The sequence below is a fragment of the Sphingobacterium sp. UBA7249 genome (assembly GCF_002472835.1).
Lineage (GTDB): Bacteria > Bacteroidota > Bacteroidia > Sphingobacteriales > Sphingobacteriaceae > Sphingobacterium > Sphingobacterium prati.
The window spans coordinates 92908-114682 of the sequence record NZ_DKST01000004.1 but is presented as its reverse complement, the minus strand read 5'-3'; the positions used below and the strand labels follow the sequence as shown (position 1 = coordinate 114682).

Annotated in this window: 18 protein-coding genes; 10 read left to right on the top strand and 8 right to left on the bottom strand. The window is 38.7% G+C overall.

Annotation, left to right across the window (positions count from 1 at the left end; genetic code table 11):
* Positions 1-63: 63 nt before the first annotated feature.
* Positions 64-1650, bottom strand: coding sequence for a glycoside hydrolase family 16 protein (locus tag B4A24_RS02975; RefSeq protein WP_293942507.1), 1587 nt, complete (start codon positions 1648-1650; stop codon positions 64-66).
* Positions 1651-1885: 235 nt separating this feature from the next.
* Between B4A24_RS02975 and B4A24_RS02970 the strand changes: the two genes are divergently transcribed.
* On the top strand, positions 1886-2260 hold the full coding sequence (locus tag B4A24_RS02970) for a YybH family protein (RefSeq protein ID WP_293942505.1): 375 nt from the start codon (positions 1886-1888) through the stop codon (positions 2258-2260).
* Between the two features lie 18 nt (positions 2261-2278).
* Here the strand turns inward: B4A24_RS02970 and B4A24_RS02965 are convergent, their stop codons facing one another.
* On the bottom strand, positions 2279-3277 hold the full coding sequence (locus tag B4A24_RS02965; RefSeq protein WP_293942504.1) for a hypothetical protein: 999 nt from the start codon (positions 3275-3277) through the stop codon (positions 2279-2281).
* Between the two features lie 610 nt (positions 3278-3887).
* Between B4A24_RS02965 and B4A24_RS02960 the strand changes: the two genes are divergently transcribed.
* The gene (locus B4A24_RS02960) at positions 3888-6317 is read left to right on the top strand and encodes a TonB-dependent receptor (protein ID WP_293942502.1); all 2430 of its coding nucleotides are present in this window, start codon (positions 3888-3890) and stop codon (positions 6315-6317) included.
* A 38-nt stretch (positions 6318-6355) separates the two neighbouring features.
* Here the strand turns inward: B4A24_RS02960 and B4A24_RS02955 are convergent, their stop codons facing one another.
* Positions 6356-6601: a hypothetical protein gene (locus B4A24_RS02955; protein WP_293942501.1), complete on the bottom strand. Its 246-nt coding sequence runs from the start codon at positions 6599-6601 to the stop codon at positions 6356-6358.
* Between the two features lie 674 nt (positions 6602-7275).
* Between B4A24_RS02955 and B4A24_RS02950 the strand changes: the two genes are divergently transcribed.
* Both B4A24_RS02950 and B4A24_RS02945 read left to right on the top strand, forming a co-directional pair.
* Positions 7276-7851 (top strand): Crp/Fnr family transcriptional regulator, encoded by a 576-nt coding sequence (locus B4A24_RS02950; RefSeq protein WP_293942499.1) that lies wholly within the window; start codon positions 7276-7278, stop codon positions 7849-7851.
* Positions 7852-7968: 117 nt separating this feature from the next.
* A complete protein-coding gene (locus B4A24_RS02945; RefSeq protein WP_293942497.1) occupies positions 7969-8664 on the top strand; it encodes a type 1 glutamine amidotransferase domain-containing protein in 696 nt (231 codons plus the stop codon).
* Positions 8665-8835: 171 nt separating this feature from the next.
* On the opposite strand, the gene ligD is transcribed toward B4A24_RS02945, so the two are convergent.
* The gene (ligD, locus tag B4A24_RS02940) at positions 8836-11544 is read right to left on the bottom strand and encodes a DNA ligase D (RefSeq protein WP_293942495.1); all 2709 of its coding nucleotides are present in this window, start codon (positions 11542-11544) and stop codon (positions 8836-8838) included.
* A 416-nt stretch (positions 11545-11960) separates the two neighbouring features.
* On the opposite strand from ligD, the gene B4A24_RS02935 reads away from it, so the two are divergent.
* Complete coding sequence (locus B4A24_RS02935) at positions 11961-12728, top strand: DUF4382 domain-containing protein (protein ID WP_293942493.1); 768 nt, start codon at positions 11961-11963, stop codon at positions 12726-12728.
* 128 nt (positions 12729-12856) lie between these two features.
* Here B4A24_RS02935 and B4A24_RS02930 read toward each other — a convergent pair whose 3' ends face one another.
* Entirely contained in the window at positions 12857-15304 is a 2448-nt protein-coding gene (locus B4A24_RS02930) for a PIG-L family deacetylase (RefSeq protein ID WP_293942491.1), read from the bottom strand.
* A 339-nt stretch (positions 15305-15643) separates the two neighbouring features.
* Here B4A24_RS02930 and B4A24_RS02925 point away from each other — a divergent pair, with 339 nt between their 5' ends.
* Entirely contained in the window at positions 15644-16675 is a 1032-nt protein-coding gene (locus B4A24_RS02925) for a fatty acid desaturase (RefSeq protein ID WP_293942489.1), read from the top strand.
* 293 nt (positions 16676-16968) lie between these two features.
* Here the strand turns inward: B4A24_RS02925 and B4A24_RS02920 are convergent, their stop codons facing one another.
* Positions 16969-17100, bottom strand: coding sequence for a hypothetical protein (locus B4A24_RS02920; protein ID WP_293942487.1), 132 nt, complete (start codon positions 17098-17100; stop codon positions 16969-16971).
* 112 nt (positions 17101-17212) lie between these two features.
* Here B4A24_RS02920 and B4A24_RS02915 point away from each other — a divergent pair, with 112 nt between their 5' ends.
* The gene (locus B4A24_RS02915; protein ID WP_293942485.1) at positions 17213-17512 is read left to right on the top strand and encodes a hypothetical protein; all 300 of its coding nucleotides are present in this window, start codon (positions 17213-17215) and stop codon (positions 17510-17512) included.
* A 180-nt stretch (positions 17513-17692) separates the two neighbouring features.
* Positions 17693-18160 (top strand): PA2169 family four-helix-bundle protein, encoded by a 468-nt coding sequence (locus tag B4A24_RS02910; protein ID WP_293942483.1) that lies wholly within the window; start codon positions 17693-17695, stop codon positions 18158-18160.
* A 79-nt stretch (positions 18161-18239) separates the two neighbouring features.
* Here the strand turns inward: B4A24_RS02910 and B4A24_RS02905 are convergent, their stop codons facing one another.
* Positions 18240-18497 carry a hypothetical protein gene (locus B4A24_RS02905; RefSeq protein ID WP_293942481.1) on the bottom strand — a complete coding sequence of 86 codons (258 nt, stop codon included), beginning with the start codon at positions 18495-18497 and terminating at the stop codon, positions 18240-18242.
* A gap of 365 nt (positions 18498-18862) precedes the next feature.
* Positions 18863-19369, bottom strand: a complete 507-nt coding sequence (locus B4A24_RS02900) for a pyridoxamine 5'-phosphate oxidase family protein (RefSeq protein WP_293942479.1) — start codon at positions 19367-19369, stop codon at positions 18863-18865.
* A gap of 327 nt (positions 19370-19696) precedes the next feature.
* Between B4A24_RS02900 and B4A24_RS02895 the strand changes: the two genes are divergently transcribed.
* Positions 19697-20953 (top strand): putative DNA modification/repair radical SAM protein, encoded by a 1257-nt coding sequence (locus B4A24_RS02895; RefSeq protein ID WP_293942477.1) that lies wholly within the window; start codon positions 19697-19699, stop codon positions 20951-20953.
* A complete protein-coding gene (locus B4A24_RS02890) occupies positions 20950-21708 on the top strand; it encodes a TIGR03915 family putative DNA repair protein (RefSeq protein ID WP_293942475.1) in 759 nt (252 codons plus the stop codon). Before B4A24_RS02895 ends, B4A24_RS02890 begins: the two co-directional genes overlap by 4 nt.
* Positions 21709-21775: the final 67 nt, after the last annotated feature.

The window sequence follows — 21775 nt, the reverse complement described above, 5'->3', positions numbered from 1 at the left end:
TAAAAATCGATTATGGAGCCATACTTTTGTTATTACATATTACGAGTTAAAACATACTAGAACCTATTTTTTCTTTAGGATTATATTATCCAAATATACCCTGTCCTTACTTGTATTCGTAAATGTGATTCGCACAATTTTTTTATTTGGTTTGATTTCCTGACCGGTTACAAAACTAATGTCTCGTTTCTTGCCTTTCTTACCTAAATTCTGCATTTGTTGCTTTAAGCTTGACAGTTTTCCGGTGACAACAGTCACATCATCTACCTCTAACTTTATATTCCCCCCCTTACCCCAATATGTAAGGTTAAATAACTGTTCTGGATCCAGATAAACATATTGCTCAATTTTCTGCCCCGATGCCAATACCACTGCTTTACTCCTCTTTTCTCCAGCTCCGTCCTCTACCCTTACGTCTCCTTCCCAGGGCGAAAACCCAGCCCTACCTTCAAAATCAGGATTAGGAAGTTCATTTCCATCCTTCAAAGGCCAATTGTAGGCCCGCATATAATCAACCTCCATATTCACTCCACCTTCGGATCCATACGCACCCAGAAAAATATTCATAAAATGATTAGGTGAATAGATTTGGTTTTTATTGGTGTATTCTTTGATTAGGTTACCATTTATGTAGTGTTTGATACTTGTTGGTGTCCATAAAACACCATGCGTAACCCATTGTCCTACATGTTCGTAACCTTCGGCAATATGTGTCGCAAGGTTACGTTGAAATACCCCTTTTGAATCAACATGTCCATGAATCACAAACTGCGCCGTGATATACTCAAATACATCGATTTCGAAAAGCTGTCCCTTTGGACGTATCCCCTTTATTCCACCCGCTTCAGATCCCTCCTGAAGATAATAACGAATATCTGGTCCGGGTGAATCGAACCAAAATGCAGTATTTGTTCCCTTTGGATTACCCTGGCGATTGCGTCTTACTCTTACCTCAAAATAACCGCCCTTACTATTGTCCAGTAGATTTTCATTCGTTTTCCAGTCGTAGGTTTGAATGGATGAAATTTTTTGGTTCCCACCTTCTGTAAAAATTCGGGTTGGGATAGTATCGTTTACATAAAGGTTGATTGCATCTCCATCAAGTGTATAAGCTGGTTGGGGTAACCGATCCTGCAGCATCTCCTGTTTTGATTTTTCATTCAGATAATTCAAAGATGAAAAATAATTGGTACTCCATTTGTTCCGGTTTAAGAGCTGATCGTTAAACTCATCCTGCCAATAAACTTCCATGCCAGGCGGAACAGCTCCTGAACTTGGTTTTTTTTGTACTTCCTCAAGTTCAGCCTCGTCCAATTCCCAACTTTTAGAAGTATAGGACTTCCCTTGAGCCAAGAGGTTACCAGTTGCAGACTCTACCCAAATATAATACGTCGTCTCTGGATCCACCTGTTGAATATAATAACGTTTTGTACCTTTACCTAATACGACATTGGCTACAGATGGCTTCCTACTCGTTTTGGACCAAAAGACTTTCGCACCCGACAAATTTGACAGACTATCCTTCATGTCCACACGAATCCAGCTCCGGGTCCCCAATAATCGCAATGAAGCGTCGGTTTTCGTCGTTTGTGCCGACAACAGTAAAGAAGACAACATCTGAATTGTTGTCAGGAATATATATTTTTTCACAATTATCTTATTTATGTACCCATTGAGTATAGTCTCGCGATGATAATGAGAATTATTAGCTTTGACAACTCGATACGAAACGCAACCGTTTGTTCAATTTATAATAGAAATAATCTGTGGTCAGCGGCTCCATTTATAATAGTGTGCCTATAAAATGTTAGAAACTACGTATATTGATTTAACTTTTTTGAAATAAGTTCTAATATTGCTATTTGAGAATTATCCACTATATATTATGAATACAACACAATCTGATTCTTATCAACCCTTATTGCTAGCTCAGCATTGGATAGATGCATGGAACCAACATGATTTAGAAGCAATTATGCAGCATTACAGCGAAAACATTAATTTTTGTTCACCTGTCATTCAAAAAATGGGAGTCAATACGGCCGGATGCATAAACAATAAACAAGAGTTACAAACATATTTCCAAAAAGCTCTTGAAAAATACCCGGATTTACATTTTGAGCTTTTCCATATACTCGAAGGAGTCAACTCGATAATACTCTTTTATAAAAGTGTCAATAATTCCTTATCGGCAGAATATATGGAACTGGATCAACAAGGTAAAGTGTGTAGGGTATCCGCACATTATAAAGGACTGTAACGATACACACTGTTATCATTAATTATTTTCCTCCTCACGAACAAGAAAATCATAAGAATACCAGAACTTCAACGGTGAAAAATCGTCCAGGTTTCTCATTGAATAGCTTATGGGAAAATCAAATGATTTGCTTTGTTTTTCAAACTCTTTCTTAAATTCTTTTATCAGTTTCATTATTCCCTGTAAACCACTTTCACGTCTGATAAAGCTTTCCTTTCTACCACCACGTAAATAAATCAACAGGTCTGAAGCATTTAAGATGTTTTCTTCATCCTCACTCAGTCGCTGACCATCCAACAGTTTATCGAGTACGTTTTTAAAATCAATTCGCGGATAATCACTTTCGCCCATCATTATCACATGTGTACCGTAGTTCACTACATTCGTATAATATGGATTAATTCCCGCTTGCTTTAACTGCGAAACATCACTCCTGCTAAAGGCAGACGAAAACTCATTGATTTCCGCGATTAATGAAAATGCAATATTTTCGCTGCGCATCAAGCAACTATATGCTCTTTTGATTGTTGTTGAATCATTGTGTTCAGCAAGCCTTAAAACACTATCTACGTCAGGACTATTATTGAGGTGATAGCGGATCGACTCATAATCAAAAAAATCTGTGATAGAAAAACCCGACATAACCGCTTCGGCATTTTTATTTTTACGGGCATAGGAACGAATTCCCTCGAAAGTTGGAGTAATTTTGGAACCTGAAATTGCAGAAGTCGTTGGTACTATTGTTATTTTGAAAGATTTATAGCGACCACGCAAGGATTCCAACTCTACTGTAGGCATAGTATCTTTCAATCCCCACACCGTCCCTAAATAAAAATTTTTATCTATGGTTTGGTCCACATAGATCTGGTTTACCGAAAAACCGACAGAACGACCAATAAATTGAAACTTTTTAGATAATGCGCCCCCGTCGATCTCCATAGAATCTGGATCAACTTCCTCCTTGTCACAACTTGACAATAAGAATAAACCGAGCAACAATACAAAAAGATATTTCATAATTCAAAAATTACTCGTTCCCAAAAAGTCAAAATATTCCCATGTTGAAAGCAGGAAGGCTAAAGGCTTTTGGTTCTTTATCAAAGATATATAAAAATACCTATCCAACCTATATAAAATTCAGAATAACAAAGGAATAAGATAAAAATTCTCCTAACGACAGTACACAAACTTGCTGATGGCCAACCGAACCAATGATAGATAAAAATCCCACAATCAAAAAATTACAAAATAAAAGCCGCTGGAATGGGGAATCCCAAGCGGCTTTCTTCTAACCTAATGAAAAACATCCATACCTTGATCGGTATTGTGTTGATCTCCTAATTCCAAATATATCAGGTCTATTTCTTTATATACTTTGCCAATTACAATTCGCATACTGTTATTTACGATTCGTAAGGCCTGTACTGTTTGTGGCCTATTCAATTGATGTGGTTAGATTTTTTTTAAAGAATGGTATGTTCATGTTTTCAATAATCCGAAGCACTTGAAAACCTTCTACTACGAATTTATAAAAAACATATATGTTTTTTATTTTAAATCAGTCTAAATAACCGAAATAGTCGTATGTTTGCGCCGACAAATAATTTAGACTAATTCAATATTAATAATGAAAAGATCTTTTCTGGGACTTATATTAAGTCTGGGATTGGTAGGAGCTACACATTTAGATGTTTCAGCTCAAAGTAAAGGGGTATATGGACGCGTCAGAACCAAAGACGGTGCGCCAATTGAGTCGGCAACGGTAACAATTAGTGGGTTTAGTAAATCAACATCAACGTCTTCTGACGGTAGTTTTCAATTTACCAACCTTCCGGACGGAATGTATACTATTCGAGTCAAGAGTATAGGCAACGCGGTAGCAGAACAAATCGTAGCCGTTAAGGACGGTAAAGCTTCTGCGGTTAATATCGCCATTAATATTTCTGAATCACAATTGGAGCAGGTTGAAGTGTTTGGGTATAATTCTCATAACAATAAAACTATCAATATTGGGAAAGCAGGTATTATTGACAAAGACTTACCACAGAGTGTACAGATTATCAATGAACAAGTCATTTCCGATCAGCAAGTCAACCGATTAAGTGACGCCCTCAAAAATGCGAATGGTATTGCCCTTGGAGCAAATCGTGGTGGAGTAAATGAAAATTTCTATGCAAGAGGTTACAGTCTCGGTGCGAACAATATCTTTAAGAATGGTATTAGAACCAACAATGGTGCCTCAATAGAGGCTTCCACATTAGAGGCCGTAGAAATTTTAAAAGGTAGCGCAGCTCTGCTATATGGTGGTGTAAGCGGTGGCGCCGTTATCAACATGGTCACAAAAAAACCTAAATTTAACTACGGAGGAGAAGTGAGCTTTCGAACGGGAAGTTATGATTTTTATAAACCAACAGTAGATGTTTATGGTCCATTATCCAACAATGTAGCCTTTAGATTGATCGGTACTTATGAAAATGCCAACAGCTTTCGTGATGTCGTCAAAAATAAGCGTACCTATGTAAACCCTTCGTTACTTATAAAAGCCTCTGACAAGACAGAGATTGAACTCAACGGAGATTATCTAAAAGCAAACAATACACCCGACTTTGGTATTGGCACGATTGGCGGAAAAATCGATAAATCTATCGGTAGAAATAAATTCCTAAACACAATTTGGGCATTTAATGAGACCGAGCAGGCAAATTTCCAAACCGCATTAAATCACAAATTTAATGACAACTGGAAACTAAATATTGCGTTAGGCGCCCAATCTTATAATCGCGATTACTTTGGAGCTGAGCGCGCTCAAATTCAAACAAATGGTAATTTAAATATTGCCTTAAATAAAACGAGATCTAAAGAAATTACCACTAACCAACAGGTAAATTTAACCGGAAAATTTTATACTGCAGGAATTAAGCATAATTTATTGATCGGAGGGGATGCAGATCAATCCGATGTTAAAAACTTTACTTTTGCCATTTCCGATAAGGGAAATGTAGTCGGCGTAGATGGAAAGACAAAAGTCTATGACCTCATAAACATCTATCAACCGGGGGGAGAACGAACGGATATCCCCGACGCACCATTTAAAAATTCGACAAGAACAAATATTTACCGTTCAGGTGTATTCGTGCAGGATTTAATAGAGCTATCAGAAAAATTTAAAGTTCTAGCTGGAGCAAGATATACCTATCAAAAAACTCCCGAATCAAGGGTTACGGATGACCAAGGAAACCAGACTCTGACTGAAAACAAACCAGCAGGCCCAAAGATAGACAAAGCATGGTCTCCAAAATTTGCTTTGATTTATCAGCCTATTTCAAGTTCGAGCATTTTTGTAACTTACGCGAGTAACTTTGAAGCCAACACTGGATACGACCGCGAGTATCGTTCATTAGGACCTTCCATTATCGACCAATATGAATTTGGTGTAAAAAATGAATTTATGAATGGCCGTTTAACAGCAAATGCATCCGTATATAGAATTAAAAATAATAGATTTGCGCAAGCCGTTATCTCAGAAGATGGCAGCATCAAAGATACTCAAATGAAAGAGTTTACTGGAGAAACAACATCAGAGGGTATAGAGTTGGATTTACGGGGACAATTAACAGAAGGACTAAATATTATAGCTGGTTATAGCTATAATTTTAGGAGATATACAAAGACCAGTGAGATGGGAAATGCTGAAGGAGAAAGACAGGTCGGATCTACGCCACATACTGCAAACGGAACCGTATTTTATACCTTTCAAAATGGGAGCTTAAAAGGAGTTAAACTAGGATTTTCTTCCTTCTACACAGGAAGACGTAACGCAGGATGGAACAATACGAAGGCAAATATCAGAGACGGCTTAAATCGTCTGGTTTCCGTCAGTCCATTCACTACCATTGACTTTTCGGCCGGATACGCCTACAAAAATTGGAGTATTCTTGGAAAATTGTCCAATATCACTAATGCATTTAATTATTACATCCACGAAAATTATAGCGTGAATCCAATTGCGCCGCGCAGTTTTATGGCAACACTTGCGTACAAATTCGAAAAAAGATAATTTAATAATCTTTTCTTCTATCAACAAAACACGGAGCTCTAACCCAAAGGCTCCGTGTTTGTCGATCTAATTTTTGAATTCCCAATCACAGAATTTTTAGATTTCATTTTTTTTGTTTTTATCAGATCGGCAGACAAAAAAGCTGTAACGCCCGCTGCAACCAATGCAGAAATACCAATATTCATTGTACTGATCAGAATGTGATCGGAAAGGGAGTATTTTATGCTATAATAAGTAAAGGTATAGCTAATCAAATAAATGATAAAGGCTTTAATAATTTCCATAATATTAATACTGGGATTCAGCTACAGTAATTCCTAGATCAAATGTAAAGAGCCTTTTATACTTATTTCATTTTGCTTACAATTCGTATTACTTGATTTATGATTCGCAGTTTTAACACGCATGTTCTTTCTACAAGATCCATGGTCTGCTCAGCTAACGGTTATAATAAAAAAACACCCGATAGCATGGGGTACTCCGGGTGTTTTAGCCATATTATTAACCTATTTTATGAAAAGTGCCCGTGATGGGCAACACTAAAGTAGAAAAAAACTTTGTATAAACAAAATAAAAAGTAAAAAAATCAGATTTTCAATCCCAGCTAAACCGGTTAAACATCCTATTTTAGACGAATACTTAATCTTCATTCTTTCCTGCACAAGCTGATAATTGATTAACACCAAATTCAATAATAACATCGTAATTACAGAGAGATAGCAGGGGGTAACAGGGGTAATTCCCTGTTAACTCCCTCTCAATACAATATAGAAGTACTGTTATTTCATTTTTAGTTTAGAAGATGGTATTAACTTGGTGATAAGACATATATTAACATTCTTTTCTGTCCAGTTTATCTGGTGTATTACCAAAATATGTAGATACGCACAAAAATATAGACACCACGTTGTGATTATCAGATTTTGTTTAATTTTAGTCCATTCAATAATTGTAAGCTATGACCGATCGCGAAATTCTCAGGCAACATATCAACAAGACCGTCCTATTAAATGACGAACAGTTCGATTATTTCTTTTCCTTTTTCAAACCAGTATCATTTAAAAGGAAACAGTCGATAATTAACATTGGCGATACAGTAGAATGCGAATATTTTGTCCTAAATGGCTGCCTGAAAACTTTTGTAGTCAATGATGAACAAAAGATGCATATCCTACAATTCGCTACGCAGACATGGTGGGCATCTGATTACAATGCTTTGCACAACAATACAAGAGCAACAGTCAACCTGGATTGTGTAAGCGATGCAGACACACTTTGTTTGTCGGGAGAGGACCGTGAACATGTATGCAAAGAAATCCATGAGGTGGAAACATTTTTAAGATGGCGTTCCAATAAAGGTTATATAGGATTGCAAAAGAGAATTTTGTCCTTGCTAAACAATGATGCCCGCAGCCGTTATGAGGAACTAATGCTGCAATATCCCGAACTCTATAATCTTGTTCCCAAACAGTTGATTGCAGCTTATCTTGGAGTTTCCCGTGAGACGCTCAGCAGGCTCTACCAAGCTAAATAATGTGATGTAGATCAAAAAAGCAAAACCATTCCCTAAAATGTGATGTATATCACATAAGGATCTGACAATTTATATCCTACTTTGTGTTATCGTTTAGAAAATTAAATATTCTTAAAAATGAAAAAAGAAAACTTAAAGGTATTGGTCGTACTGACCTCACACGACCAATTGGGAGATACAGGAAATAAAACAGGTTTTTGGATAGAAGAGTTTGCAGCACCCTATTATGTTATGGCTGATGCGGGCATCGACATCACGATCGCTTCGCCAAAAGGGGGGCAACCACCAATAGATCCCAAAAGCGCACTTCCTGATTTCCAGACAGCAGCAACAAAGCGCTTCGATGCAGATAACGAACTTCAGAGCAAATTGGCCAACAGTGTGCCTTTACCTGAAGTTAATGAACAAGATTACGACGCAATTTTCTTTCCAGGCGGCCACGGTCCACTCTGGGATCTTGCAAATGACAAAACTTCGATTTCTTTAATTGAGACATTCTGGAAACACGATAAACCTGTAGCTGCCGTATGCCACGCACCTGGAGTATTTCGATTTGTAAAGAATCCTGACGGCCGTTCACTGGTGCAAGGCAAAAAAGTTACCGGCTTTTCTAATTCCGAAGAGGACGCTGTACAGTTGACAGATGTTGTCCCTTTCCTAGTTGAAGATGAATTGATCAATCTTGGCGGACAGTATAGTAAAGGTGATGATTGGAGCAGTCATGTGGTCAAAGATGGTAAGCTGATCACTGGCCAAAATCCTGGTTCATCAGAAGAGACTGCAAAAGAACTATTGGCCCTTCTGAAGCAATAAAACTGCAATAACATCAAAACTGTTAAAACATTGGACAGCGGAGGTAAATCATCGATTTGATTTACCTCCGCTGTCCAAATTGCGATATTTATCTAACGGCATTTTATAACTGTTCCCTATGAAATGTCATTATATTCAAGGATGTTCTAAAATCAATAAATTACTATTCTTTTATTCCCGATCTATAGCATGTGCATTGACTATTTTTTTTAAGTCAATCCCTTTGCCCAATACCGGTTTAAAAATATCACCCACTGTATTTATCCGTTCAATCACGTTAAAAATAGTAAAATCGGTCATCTTCAGCCCTTTCTTTACCTCGTCCCAGTGGAGCGGCGTGGACACGGTAGCTCCTGGTTTGGGCCGGACCGAATAGACCGATGCAATCGTCGCGTGAGGTCTGTTTTGAAGAAAATCCAAGTACATCTTTCCTTTGCGGTCACGTACAGTACGTTCAAGACTAGTATAAGCTGGTATTTCAGCATGCACTAAAGTCACGATGATACGTGCAAACTCCTTAGCCTGATCGTAGGTATATTTGTTTCCCAAAGGAATATAAATATGGAGCCCTGTAGAACCACTTGTTTTGCAATAACTAGGCACGCCCATGTTATCCAGAATTTGTTTGGTCACCTGTGCTGCTTCAATCACCTGATCGAAAGAGTTTTTATCCGGATCAAGGTCAATGATACAGTAGGTTGGATAATCAGGCTTTTTGACTGTACTATTCCAAGGATTCATTTCTATACAACCGAGGTTGGCCATGTATAATAAAGTTGCTTCATCCTTCCCAACGAGATAATGTCTATCCCGATTATCCGCTTCACTTTGATATAAATAAAGTTCAGCCCAATCCGGCGCGGTATTAGTAACATCTTTAAAATAGAATCCCTCCCCATTGATACCATTAGGGAATCGATTCATACTTTGCGGTCTACCTTTCAGGTATGGTAATATAAAAGGTGCAGCTTGATAGTAATAATTGATAAGATCGCGTTTGGTAATCTTTTCTTTAGGCCAAAAAATCTTATTAAGATTAGTAAATTTAAGTTCGTGCTTATTGATCTTTTTCACTTGATTTTTCTCTGTTGGGTTTAACAGCGTCCTGCGTTCTACAGCAGACCTTGATTTAACCGGAGTATTGATTTTATCTGCAACGACTTGTTGTGTAAGCTGTTCCTGTTCAAGCATCACTTTCTTTGGATCCTTATCTTCCCGCATGCCATCAAATGAAGGGTGCCGCATAACACCATCATTCGTCATTTCTGTAAAACTGACCTCACAGATCAATTCAGGACGCAACCAAGTCACTGAAGCATGTGGTGGATTGGGTCGGAAGCGTGAAGGTTTGTTGACATCAGGTTCGTCCGCAAAAGGTGTCTTTTCTGTTATCAATGGCTTAAATAGTACCATCAATTCCTTTTGCAACTTGGCATTATAACCAGTCCCCACCTTACCTGTATAAATCAGTTTTTTACCCTTATATACACCTACAAGCAAACTACTAAATACCTTACTAGAATCATCGTTTAGGGTATAACCTCCAATAACAACTTCCTGGCGCTTATTGGCCTTGACTTTCAACCAGTCATGGGAACGGTTATTGGCGTGATAGATACTATCTTTTCGCTTCGCCATCATTCCTTCTAAGCCCATTTTTTTTGCTTCTTTCAGAAAATCAATTCCAGAAGTATCAAAATGCTCACTAAAAAGGATTTGTTCATTTTGTGGAAGAATTTCTTTTAGGATCGCTTTTCTTTCAAGAAGTGACAGTTCCTTTAAGTCTTTACCTTCATACCACAATATATCAAATACGTAATAGACGAGATCGCCATCCGCTTCACTGCGCCAATTCTGAAGGGCGCCAAAATTTGCTATACCACTTTTAGACAACACAACCACCTCCCCATCTATAACCGCATTGAGTTTTATTTCCTTGAGTTTATCGTATATGGGATAAAATTTTTCATTGAAACTCTTGTCATTTCGGGACTTTAATTCCACCTGCCCTTTGTTCATAAATGCGATGGCCCGATAACCGTCCCATTTCACCTCATATACCCAATCTGCATTATCAAACGGCTGGTCCACCAATGTGGCCAACATAGGCTCAATATGTGTATAAAATGCTTCGTTTGATAATTTCTTCAACAGTTTACCTGCTCCCTTCGCAGTCCTCGATTTTTGTTCAGGCTGCTTTTCGAGCTGATCGTTGATGATTTCAGCAGCTTTTTTCGTTGCACTGTGTTGGTCTTTTAATGTTGTATCTTTTTTTATTATATTCTCCCCATACACCTTGTCGGGTGATTTTTCCATCTGTGCGATAGTCTTACCGGAGATAACGGATTTATCCTTTTTTGTGATATCCTTATCGCTGGCATAGCTATCCTCAAGTTTCATCAGCAACCAGCCATTGTCTCCCCTTCCATAGGCTTTCACCAGTGCAAATTCTCCTTTCAGCTTTTCTCCATTCAGTTTGAATTTGAGTTTCCCAGAGTAGAGCTGGTGTCTGAGATTTTTGTCCATTGCAGCAATATCATCCTTCGCCCCTTCTACGGGCTCATAAGTTCCTTCGTCCCAAACGATCACTGTCCCTCCCCCATACTGACCTTGAGGTATAATTCCTTCGAAATTTCGATAATCATATGGATGATCTTCCACCATCATAGCGAGACGCTTAACATTCGGATCCATAGAAGGCCCCTTTGGTACAGCCCAGCTTTTCAGCACACCATCCATTTCAAGGCGGAAGTCATAATGCAAATGAGAAGCATCATGTTTCTGAACAACAAATCTCAGTTCTTTGCCGCTCGGCTTACCACCGAAAGGTTCAGGTGTTTTTTCAGCTGCCCGTTTTTCTTTATATTTCGTTAGTCCCATAGCACTATTTGTTTATAATAAATAATGTCAATCATAACACAACGCTGCAGCTAAAAAGGTTTAAATAAACAAAACATATTTTAAAAATAAGACCTATGCTCATCGTGCTAACGTATCGTAATCGCAGCTATTATTCCTGGCCCCATATACCACTATACCTGGCTGCTCGATAGCAACTTAACCAAGCGGTATACTCTCGATCTATTCATCCTTGGCCCAATAGGCATTAGACCACAATTTTTTCAAATTGACCACAATCTCCCAGTATATGGTCCTAAAAATGGCCCGTAGCATATTTAAATAGTTTTAAATTACATGCGTTATTCAAAATAACATTTACGAAAAACACTGTAACATTATAGATACAGTCAACATGGCACAGCATTTGTGTAGGCCATTGTTATAAGGTACTAACTATGAAAATAAATTTAATTTTTACTGCATTGACAGCCGCAGCGTTGTTAGGCAGTTGTAGTAAGGATGACAACCAATCCACACAAACAACCCCTGTTACCATTAAAATAACAGATGCTCCTGGTTATTATGATGCAATTCATCTGAATATTGATGAAATCGAAATCCGTACAAGTTCAGGTAGCGAAAGTCTTGATGTCGACGGCAACCCATTTAACATTCTTGAATATACAATGGGGAAAGACACGGTGATTGCAGGAGATGATGTTCCATCAGGTATGATTCAGGAAATAAGATTAAAACTTGAAGATGAGGGAAATGAAATTTGGGTTGATGGAGTTCGTCATCCGCTAAAAACTCCTAGTGGACAATCTTCAGGTGTTAAGATAAAAGTGCAAGACGAATTGATTCCAAATGTCGCCTATACCCTTTTACTTGATTTTGATGCGTCGAAATCAATCGTACAAACAGGCAATGGCCAATACTTGCTTAAACCTGTCATCCGTGCAATTCCAGTAGCAACTTCTGGAGCAATTACAGGTACTGTTAATCCTGCTGCTTCACTGGCGCATGTTTTCGCCATAAACGGAGTAGATACTGTTGGAACTTTGGCAAATTCGGCAGGAAAATTCTATTTCCCGGGTATGTCAGAAGGCACTTACAAAATCGTTATTCAACCGACCGTATCAGGATATGTGGACAAAACCATTGAAGATGTTCGAGTGGTAAAAGGAAGCGTTGAAGATTTAGGTACTATTTCAGTCCAATAAAAAACGTTGGTAAAACACGGAGTCTATTTTTGTTATATCTCAGAAGAGCTTAGAGCTTTCCTGCACATCGTAACAAATATAGGCTCCTTTTTATATTATTATATAACGTTTTATTTTCATTGATCTAATCAGCTACCGATAGACAACATATTAGCAAAAAGCCTATATGCTCCAGCCACACCAGCTGGAAGCTGTCTAAATAAGGACAGACTGCTATAGATGTAGTACCCCCTTCCCTTCTTATTGACAAGCAATAATCCATCTACGTTTTTCCCATCGGAATTTTGAGTGCGCAATATTGGCATAAATCCGCTCGTCCAATCTTGTGGTAAAAACAATGCGCGATCCTGTACCCAATTGGCAAAATCGTGTTGTACAATTTTATTTGGATAGTTCAAGAGCCGATGAGCAGGGTCCAAGAAGCTAATACTTGATTCGGCGTCGCAAATCCGTTCGCTCGAAACCGCTAAAGGGCATATGCCGATCTCTCCTACAGATAGATCATAGGGTGTATGATATTGATTTATCAAGACACCCCCAGCTTCGACGTATTCCAGCAATTGTCTATGAGAAGCCGCTATGTCTGGATCAGTATTGTAAATTCGGATACCCAAAACCACAGCATCAAAAGTTGACAGGTCCCTATCTTTCAATTCAACAGGAGAAATCAGTTCCAAATGATTCACGAGCTGATTCAAACTTGCAACAAGTCCATCATTTTTACCTGCGATATAAGCGATTCGACTAGCTGTGTTTGCAATCGAACTATTTAAAACCCGTAAAACAGCAGGAGGATAATAAACCACCTCTTCAATATGGGGGTAATTGACCGATTTAAAACTATTTTGATGAACACCATAAGCAGTTTCGATCTCGAAACCAACCTGTTGCACCCTTTCGGTATGTTCAATTGACGTTAATTGGAAATGGATTTTTTCGGAAGTATTGCCTTGAATGACTACCGTCTGTTCTTTTGGAAACAACTCCAGTCCTTCCGTCCCTGTTAACCTCACGCAAATTGATTCTACAGTAGGCACATTGGATTGCAGTTCGAGCGAAACAGAACGACTTGTAAAATCCGCTAAAACAATAATATCTGTATCGAAAGCCCCAGTAAATGCAGGAGAAATAATCACGGGCTTATTATTGTTCAATACAGGTACACGAATTGCTATGGATAAGCCTGCAAACTGCAACTGCAATTGTGCTACGATTGGATTATCCTGTTGGGAAAGTACAATATCGCTGAAAGACTGGGGAGAATATCGGCCCCGGCTCCCTTTCTCCTTTAACCAAGCTGGCAATGAGGGATCAATGGTTTGACTGAGACGGCCAGTTATTTCAACCCGCTCTGTCTGCGACAATCGATAAGGCTGAAAATATGCTGTCTCAAAAAAGGGAACTGTTACACTGGTCAAAACCAAATCGGAGTCCTGTGGTATATTCGCCTGCAAAGATAAGGTTACATTGGTACCCGGTACCCACCTGTCGTCCGTAGAATAGATTTCAAAAGATACCCCGAGTGAACGAAGCAAAAGCAGCTCCAGATCAGTCTGCTTTTCATAGATCGCATTATTGTTTGGTACGGTTTTCATCCAGAGCAAAATTGTCGCTATTGCCAATGAAAATTCAAGGTTATCTCCCTGAAAATGCTTCACCAACAAGCCATCAATTAGCTCTTTAAAGACCGGAATATACTGGTCTGAAGTTTCTGTCGAGCTAAATAAAGAGTTCGTTACTGTTGTATCAATAGGTTCTCCCTTCAATAATTCAAAATATTCAACGGAGGGTGTATATTGTATTAGACTAGCCATCGCCTGGGAGCGATGGTTATTACGGCTTTCGGCAGCTATTTTTCCGTAATGTAAACCCGAATAGCGATTATATACAGGAATATCAAGCGAAAAGTGCTCAGGTAATGGCGCCACTCTGCCGCCGATATCTTTCACACCACTTTCCTGATAGACATTCCATAGGAGATGTTCTGCCTTCCACACAGACAACTCCTCTAATTGTTCAGGATATGCCAGCGGATCCGCCGCAAGATCATAGGCCACTTCGGTCAAGACTGCTGAGCTCTGGTGATGTCCGTGGAGATCCGCAATATTCGGCGAAAATCGTGTAATGATGACGTTTGGGCGAAAGTACCGTATTGTCCAAACCATATCAGCAAGTACCGCTTGCTCATCCCATAGGCACAAGGTCTCGTCGACAGATTCTACAAATCCAAAGTCTTTGGCACGTGTAAAAAATTGTCTTGTTCCCTCCGTCTCCCGCGCAGATAAACATTCTTGTACACGGAGTATACCAAGCTCGCTTTCCTTTTCCGTACCTATAAAATTCTGTCCCCCTTCGCCCCGTGTAAGGGATAAATAGGCCGCGTCGACAAGTTGCTCCTGCGCAAAATATGTTAACAACTTATTATTTTCATCATCTGGATGGGCACCTACATATAAAACGCGACCAAAAACCTTCAGTTTGCTTAGCTCGCGCATGAAACCATTGTAGCTCTTCTGCGAAGAAATTCTGTTTAAGAATTGCTGACCGGTTTTTTGTTTGAGAAATCTTAATGCCATATCCATCTATTCTACTAAGCTCGTTGTCCAAATATAGGAATAATTTCACAAAGACTACTAATTCCATAGATTTTATTGAAATATTAAAACAAATGCAGTTGAATCCCTTACGGAACATTTATTAACATGTCAAAATAACCATTTAGATTTCAATGTATTCTTTCCTTTTTCGATTATTCACACCGTAAGCATCACGCATGGTTCTCTATCGTTTTATTGCGCAGTACAGCCTATAGCGTTAAATACATGTCGCTATATGTTAAACTTTTGAAATTAACACTTTTTAACCGATATATACCGTAGCTTAGCACTTTATCAACAATTAGAATCAACCACAGAATGCCCTTTTTAGATCATGTGCTCCAAACTCCCAGCTACGGATGGAAAGACGACAACGGAGACCTTATTAAACCTAGTCCAAAACAAATATTTAGCGAATTTTTTAAAAGATTGAATATCTTTAAAGACCAACGCAACTGGCTTCCCTTTTTTAGTTGGTTAAAAGTAGCTTGTCTTATTCCATTTTTCTTTGTTTTTCTCTTTGCTCACCTCAGCTGGTGGACAGTGTTGGCGGCTTTTATCTACAGTATGATCATTATGGGTACACACGGTACCATCTGGCATCATCGGTTTTCCACGCACGGTGCCTTTAAATTCAGTAATCCGTTTTGGCGTTTCTTTACACAAAACTTAACGATTAATGTTATACCCGAAGAGATCTATGTTATTTCACATCACGTACATCATGCAAAATCAGACCAACCTGGAGATCCATACAATGCGCAAGCTGGATTTCTATATTGCTTCTTGGCCGATGTCAACCACCAACCCATTGCCAAAGACCTGACTGAGAACTCCTATAACCGAGTCAAGTCGCTTATGAAGCATACTGGCGTTACAGGCAATAGTTATGCGCAATATCAAAAATGGGGTTCCTATGTCAATCCCACCCACGCAATCCTATCCTGGGTATTAAACTGGTCATTTTGGTATGCCGTATTCTTTCTAATCGGAGGCCATGCCTTAGCTTGTTGCTTATTTGGCGCAGCTGGTTTCTGGGCCGTAGGCGTACGTACATTTAATTATGAAGGCCATGCCAAAGGTGAAGATAAACAACGGGAAGGCATCGATTTCAATGAAAAGGATAAATCCATCAATCAACTTTGGCCAGGTATCGTGGCCGGAGAATGGCACAACAACCATCATCTCTACCCTAAAAGTGCACGTAGTGGTTTCAAGCCTTATCAGATCGACCTAGCTTGGTGTTACATCAAAATGATGCATAAATTAGGCGCTGTCAGCAGCTATCGTGACGACAAAAAACGGTTCAATGAACAGTATCATAAGCCTTATCTTGATGCAAAAAAATAGAATTTTTAAAACAAAGAGCAAATAATAGGTTTTAAGCCGACAAGGTTAATTAACAAAAAAACAGCTAATGGATAGCTGTTTTTTTGTTATTAATGCACTAGTTTGATGGCTCATCTGCACAGAAAAACAGTACTAGTCTTACATACTTTTTTAAGACCACCCACCAATCAGAAATCGCTGATTTTTTTTGACTTGTACCCTAGTATACCAGGAAATATAACCGTACATTTTAATATTACCTTTTTCGCTTAAATATCTACCGTACTGACACATTATCCCTTAGATAATAATCATCAGCGTGCAAGAAGCACTCTTCCAAAGGGAATCAACGCTATCCGTGACCCCACTACGCTCCGCCCGATTACCTTCGCCATGCTGATACGCTGCCCCTGGGAAGATTCATAACGAAGTCTATTTTCCCCCATAGTGAAAAATTTAATCTTGTCGCAAAAAAAACAGGTAGAAAAATTCAGTATATTGAGTATTACTTCGGTCAACTATAGGGGCTTCTGTACAGTTCTATTTAAAAATCGTCGTATGAAAACACACATTAACCGACAAGTTGTGCATCCAGGTATGTCCATCTTTATCATGGCCACTATTCCCAATCCAGATCCAAGAGAACCCAGTCCAGACCTTACCGAACCGAGCGAAGGATATTCCTCGACAGACGAAGAAGATCGTATAGCGGATACTGAAGAAGACAATGAAGATCCAAATACGGATTTGTCCGGTATTAAAGATGATCGCATTCATGACTCAGAAGAAGTTCAGGCCGAACAGAAGAGAAAAAACAATAATGATGAACCTGATCTCTCAGGTGAAATTAACGTTTAAAAATACAGTCATCGTGGCATACAATATAGCTGAATAGTCGTTTTTTGTATCATTCACGTACCTTTTCGACTTACAATTGATACAAATACGTGGATACGGGTTAAATACGTGAATCTCATCCTTGGCAAACGAAGCAGCATATCGGCATGTTTTTCAATTAGAAATAAATCAAAATTAAATATGGAAAATAACATCAATAACCCAGCAATAATCAACGATATTATCAAGATAAACAACGATAGAATCGAAGGTTATAGGAAAGCAATCGAATTGGCGCATGCTCACGGCCTCCATGAACTGGAATCAGATTTCACAAAATATGTCGCACAATCCGAGTCATTTATTGCAGATCTAACCCCTTATGTAGAATTGGAAGGAAAAGAGCCGACAGATAGCACGATGCTAAGTGGAAAGCTTTTTAGAGCTTGGATGGGTATTAAGGTTAACATTACGGGCAACGATAAAAAAAGCTTATTAGAAAGCTGTGAAAAAGGCGAAGATGCTTTTAAAGCAACCTATCAAAAAGTTTTGGACGAAGACGCTGACGAGCTCTCTCCAAACGTTAAAAATGTGTTGACTATACAGCTAAACAAACAGCTCGAAGCGCACAACACTATAAAAATGCTGCGCGACAATGCATCTTTATAAGTAATTGCCACTCCAATTAGTAGTGAAACTTCTTTATGACACCGAAGTGTTGAAAGCTTCGGTGTTGTCATTTTCGTAGTTATTTATTACTCAGGTTCCGAGATTTCAGTTCATTGTCGAGCGCTTCATCGGTTTTCTTCCAGCGCATAAAAGCCCAAGCTCCCATGACGAGTAGCATAAATGTAAAAATTGTGATCCCCTTGTTAGCAATACCGTAAACAATCACCCCGGCACAAAACCCTACAAGAACAGCATTGATCAGTTTGTCACTTTTTTGCTTCTTTTTTCTTTCTAATAATTCTTGATCGGTCAATTCACTCAGTTCTTTCTCTTTCATAATATCAAAATTTTGGTCAATATAGTATGACCAAATATACAAACTAAATAAGCAATTGCTGATCTCATCAATATATATTTAAATCGTATAGCGAATATCTTAAAATCCAACCACTTTTTCGAGGCTACACGAATTCGAAGTTACACAATTATACCTCAGCTAAATAGCTATCGACCATGAAGTCAGTTAAAAAACCGATATAAGAACAAAAAGTCTACATAACAATTTAAGTAGACTTTTCGCTCTCTTTGTTCAAGGATCAGGTATCTTCTTCTGGTGGGTATTCTCTTCCGGTTAAACTTTTTTAAAGGTCTGTACTTCTTTTCAGAAGCAGGATCGAAGATGCACTGATTTTGAAATCTGGTTTAGAGGTTTAAATCCCCTTCCTTGCCAATATCTTCGATATTTCCAGTTAGCGTTGCCTTTAACATGTTAAAGAGGTTAACAACCATGTTCGAATTTGAATCCCAATAATGGGCCTCCTGAGGAGATACGCACAACAATCTGATGTTAGGATCTTCTTTCCCTTTTTCAAACCAACCTTCCATCATTTTGTTCCAGTAACGATCGATCCTAGCCTGCTCTCTGGACAGTTTAGCTGTACCATTAATACTTAAAAAGGTGTAATTTTTGGGATCAGCATAAAAAACCGAAACCCGTGGATCATTCTCAATATTCTTATACGTGTCGCTTTGCGCAGAGCATATATACCATATATTTCCCTGGTTATCCACTTCTTGTCTACTCATCGGGACACCATGCGGATAGATGGATTCCTTACCAAAAGAGCAAATTGTGCCCACGTCGATCTGATCTACAATCGATTTCAACTTATCCAATGCTTCCTGATTGTTTATGTTTTTCTCTGCCATAGTATATTGTTTACTATTGAACAACTGCTCGTTCCAAATGGTTCAATTAACTTTTACCCCTTGACATCAGATAGCTAAATTAGAGAATAACTTAATAGGCGAAATCTTTAAAGTTAGCCAGCCAAAGGGAAGATACATTAGTAGGACTTTTACCGAATACTGTAACGTTTACACACAAAAAAATAGCAGTTAATACATGTTATTTGTAAAATAATATCACTGCCAATCTGTCCGCTTGCCGGACGCTATGAGGTATTTTATTTATTCACACTGTTGCTGAAGACTAATATAATTAGTAATTTAGCTGTAATTACTAAGATATTGATCATGTTTGGATTTGATGAGAAGTTGAGGATCTTAGCTGACGCAGCAAAATATGATGTTAGTTGCAGCTCTAGCGGAGGAAAACGAAAAAATAAGGGCGGCATCGGAGATGCTTCAGCGAGCGGGATCTGCCATACCTATACCGAAGATGGGCGTTGTGTCTCCTTGTTGAAAATTTTGATGACCAACTCCTGCATTTACGATTGTTCATTTTGTGTCAGCAGGCGTAGCAATGATGTCCAACGCGCAGCATTTTCAGTCAAGGAAGTGGTCAATCTGACAATGAACTTTTATCGCAGGAATTATATTGAAGGACTCTTTCTGAGCTCCGGCATATTCAAATCTGCAGATTATACGATGGAAAGGTTAATGCTTGTGGTAAAAAAACTTCGGACAGAAGAAAGGTTTAATGGATATATTCACCTAAAAGCTATCCCTGGAGCCAGCGAGTCGCTATTAAAGGAGGCAGGACTTTATGTGGATCGGATGAGTGTCAATCTTGAGATTCCCACAGAAGAAGGATTAAAGCTTGTCGCCCCGGAAAAGGATCATAAATCCGTGCGTGAGCCTTTGGGAATTGTTCAAAATGAAATCCTCAACATCCAACAGCATAAGAAGATTGATAAAAAAGCTCCACTATTTGTCCCAGCAGGTCAAAGTACACAGATGGTCATCGGTGCCACCCCGGAAACAGACCTACAGATTATGCAGACTGCCAACGAGTTTTACAAGGATTATCAGCTTAAGCGGGTTTATTATTCAGGTTATATACCGATCAACGCAACGGATAGCAGCCTTCCACAAATTGGCACCACCCCACCGTTGATACGCGAAAACAGATTGTATCAGACAGACTGGTTATTACGGTTCTATGGTTTCTCCTTGAATGAGATCTTAAACAACAAGCATCAGCAGCTTGAATTAGATATAGACCCCAAGCTGGCCTGGGCGCTGCGTAATCCTCAGTTTTTTCCGATCGATATCAATAGCGCCGATTATAGTTGGATTATTCGAATACCAGGAATAGGAAGACAATCTGCAAATAAAATCGTGCAGGCACGCAAATATGGAAAATTAAAAGAATTTCAATTACGTAAACTCGGGATTGCTTTTAATAGGGCCAAATACTTTATGATTTGCCAAGACAGTATCGTTAGCACCGGATTTCACTATCCCGAGCAGATCAAAAAGTCCATTCTTGAATATAATCCCCGGCCTAAGTTGATCAATTCGCAAACGCAGTTAACACTATTTTCATGAACTATATTTTCGATGGAAGTTATTGCGGCTATTTATGCTGTGTTTTTGAAGCTTTTGAACGAAAAGAATTCGATATTATACCGACAACACAACAATTAATGGTAGCCAATATCTTTTCCGAGAAACGTCAGATCTCCAGCTGTTCAAAGAAAGCTTCGCGTATCATTTCAGGGATGGAGAAAATAATTGGAAAACATAATGCAAGACTATTTTATCATAATTTTCTAGCCGATAATTCATTGGAATGGACGAACGGATTTCGGCTTATTGTGGAGCTTTTTAAATCGCAGCATCTGGAGATGCAAAATTATGGTAGGCCAGACTTGCTGCGTCTACATCAAAGCATTAAGAAAATAAATCGGGAGAGGCATAGGATGAAAGCATTTATACGATTTGTCAAATCCTATAACAACCTTTATACCGCTATTGTAGAACCAGATTTTAATGTTATTCCACTTGTTATCGATTTTTTCAAGAACCGCTTCGCCGATCAGCAATGGTTGATCTATGATATTCGGCGCAATTATGGTTTTTATTATGACGGTCGCACCGTACAGGAAGTATCCCACATACATGGACAAGATATTCAGGATCCTTATTGCATTGAAGTCGACCTCGATCCCAAAGAAAAAGAATTCCAGCACCTTTGGAAGACCTATTTTAAAAGCACTACTATCGAATCCCGGAAGAATTTGAAATTGCATTTAAGACATGTCCCCAAACGATACTGGAAATATCTAGTTGAAAAGATTTAAGCGTTTATTGCCCGTAATAAATTAGCGATCTATTTATATCACTTAGATCCACCAAACAATTTGCTAA

Coding starts and splice junctions, on each gene's coding strand:
- B4A24_RS02970 (WP_293942505.1), top strand. CDS start 1,886: ATGAATACAACACAATCTGATTCTTATCAACCCTTATTGCTAGCTCAG.
- B4A24_RS02965 (WP_293942504.1), bottom strand. CDS start 3,277: ATGAAATATCTTTTTGTATTGTTGCTCGGTTTATTCTTATTGTCAAGT.
- B4A24_RS02960 (WP_293942502.1), top strand. CDS start 3,888: ATGAAAAGATCTTTTCTGGGACTTATATTAAGTCTGGGATTGGTAGGA.
- B4A24_RS02955 (WP_293942501.1), bottom strand. CDS start 6,601: ATGGAAATTATTAAAGCCTTTATCATTTATTTGATTAGCTATACCTTT.
- B4A24_RS02950 (WP_293942499.1), top strand. CDS start 7,276: ATGACCGATCGCGAAATTCTCAGGCAACATATCAACAAGACCGTCCTA.
- B4A24_RS02945 (WP_293942497.1), top strand. CDS start 7,969: ATGAAAAAAGAAAACTTAAAGGTATTGGTCGTACTGACCTCACACGAC.
- ligD (WP_293942495.1), bottom strand. CDS start 11,544: ATGGGACTAACGAAATATAAAGAAAAACGGGCAGCTGAAAAAACACCT.
- B4A24_RS02935 (WP_293942493.1), top strand. CDS start 11,961: ATGAAAATAAATTTAATTTTTACTGCATTGACAGCCGCAGCGTTGTTA.
- B4A24_RS02930 (WP_293942491.1), bottom strand. CDS start 15,304: ATGGCATTAAGATTTCTCAAACAAAAAACCGGTCAGCAATTCTTAAAC.
- B4A24_RS02925 (WP_293942489.1), top strand. CDS start 15,644: ATGCCCTTTTTAGATCATGTGCTCCAAACTCCCAGCTACGGATGGAAA.
- B4A24_RS02920 (WP_293942487.1), bottom strand. CDS start 17,100: ATGGGGGAAAATAGACTTCGTTATGAATCTTCCCAGGGGCAGCGTATC.
- B4A24_RS02915 (WP_293942485.1), top strand. CDS start 17,213: ATGAAAACACACATTAACCGACAAGTTGTGCATCCAGGTATGTCCATC.
- B4A24_RS02910 (WP_293942483.1), top strand. CDS start 17,693: ATGGAAAATAACATCAATAACCCAGCAATAATCAACGATATTATCAAG.
- B4A24_RS02905 (WP_293942481.1), bottom strand. CDS start 18,497: ATGAAAGAGAAAGAACTGAGTGAATTGACCGATCAAGAATTATTAGAA.
- B4A24_RS02900 (WP_293942479.1), bottom strand. CDS start 19,369: ATGGCAGAGAAAAACATAAACAATCAGGAAGCATTGGATAAGTTGAAA.
- B4A24_RS02895 (WP_293942477.1), top strand. CDS start 19,697: ATGTTTGGATTTGATGAGAAGTTGAGGATCTTAGCTGACGCAGCAAAA.
- B4A24_RS02890 (WP_293942475.1), top strand. CDS start 20,950: ATGAACTATATTTTCGATGGAAGTTATTGCGGCTATTTATGCTGTGTT.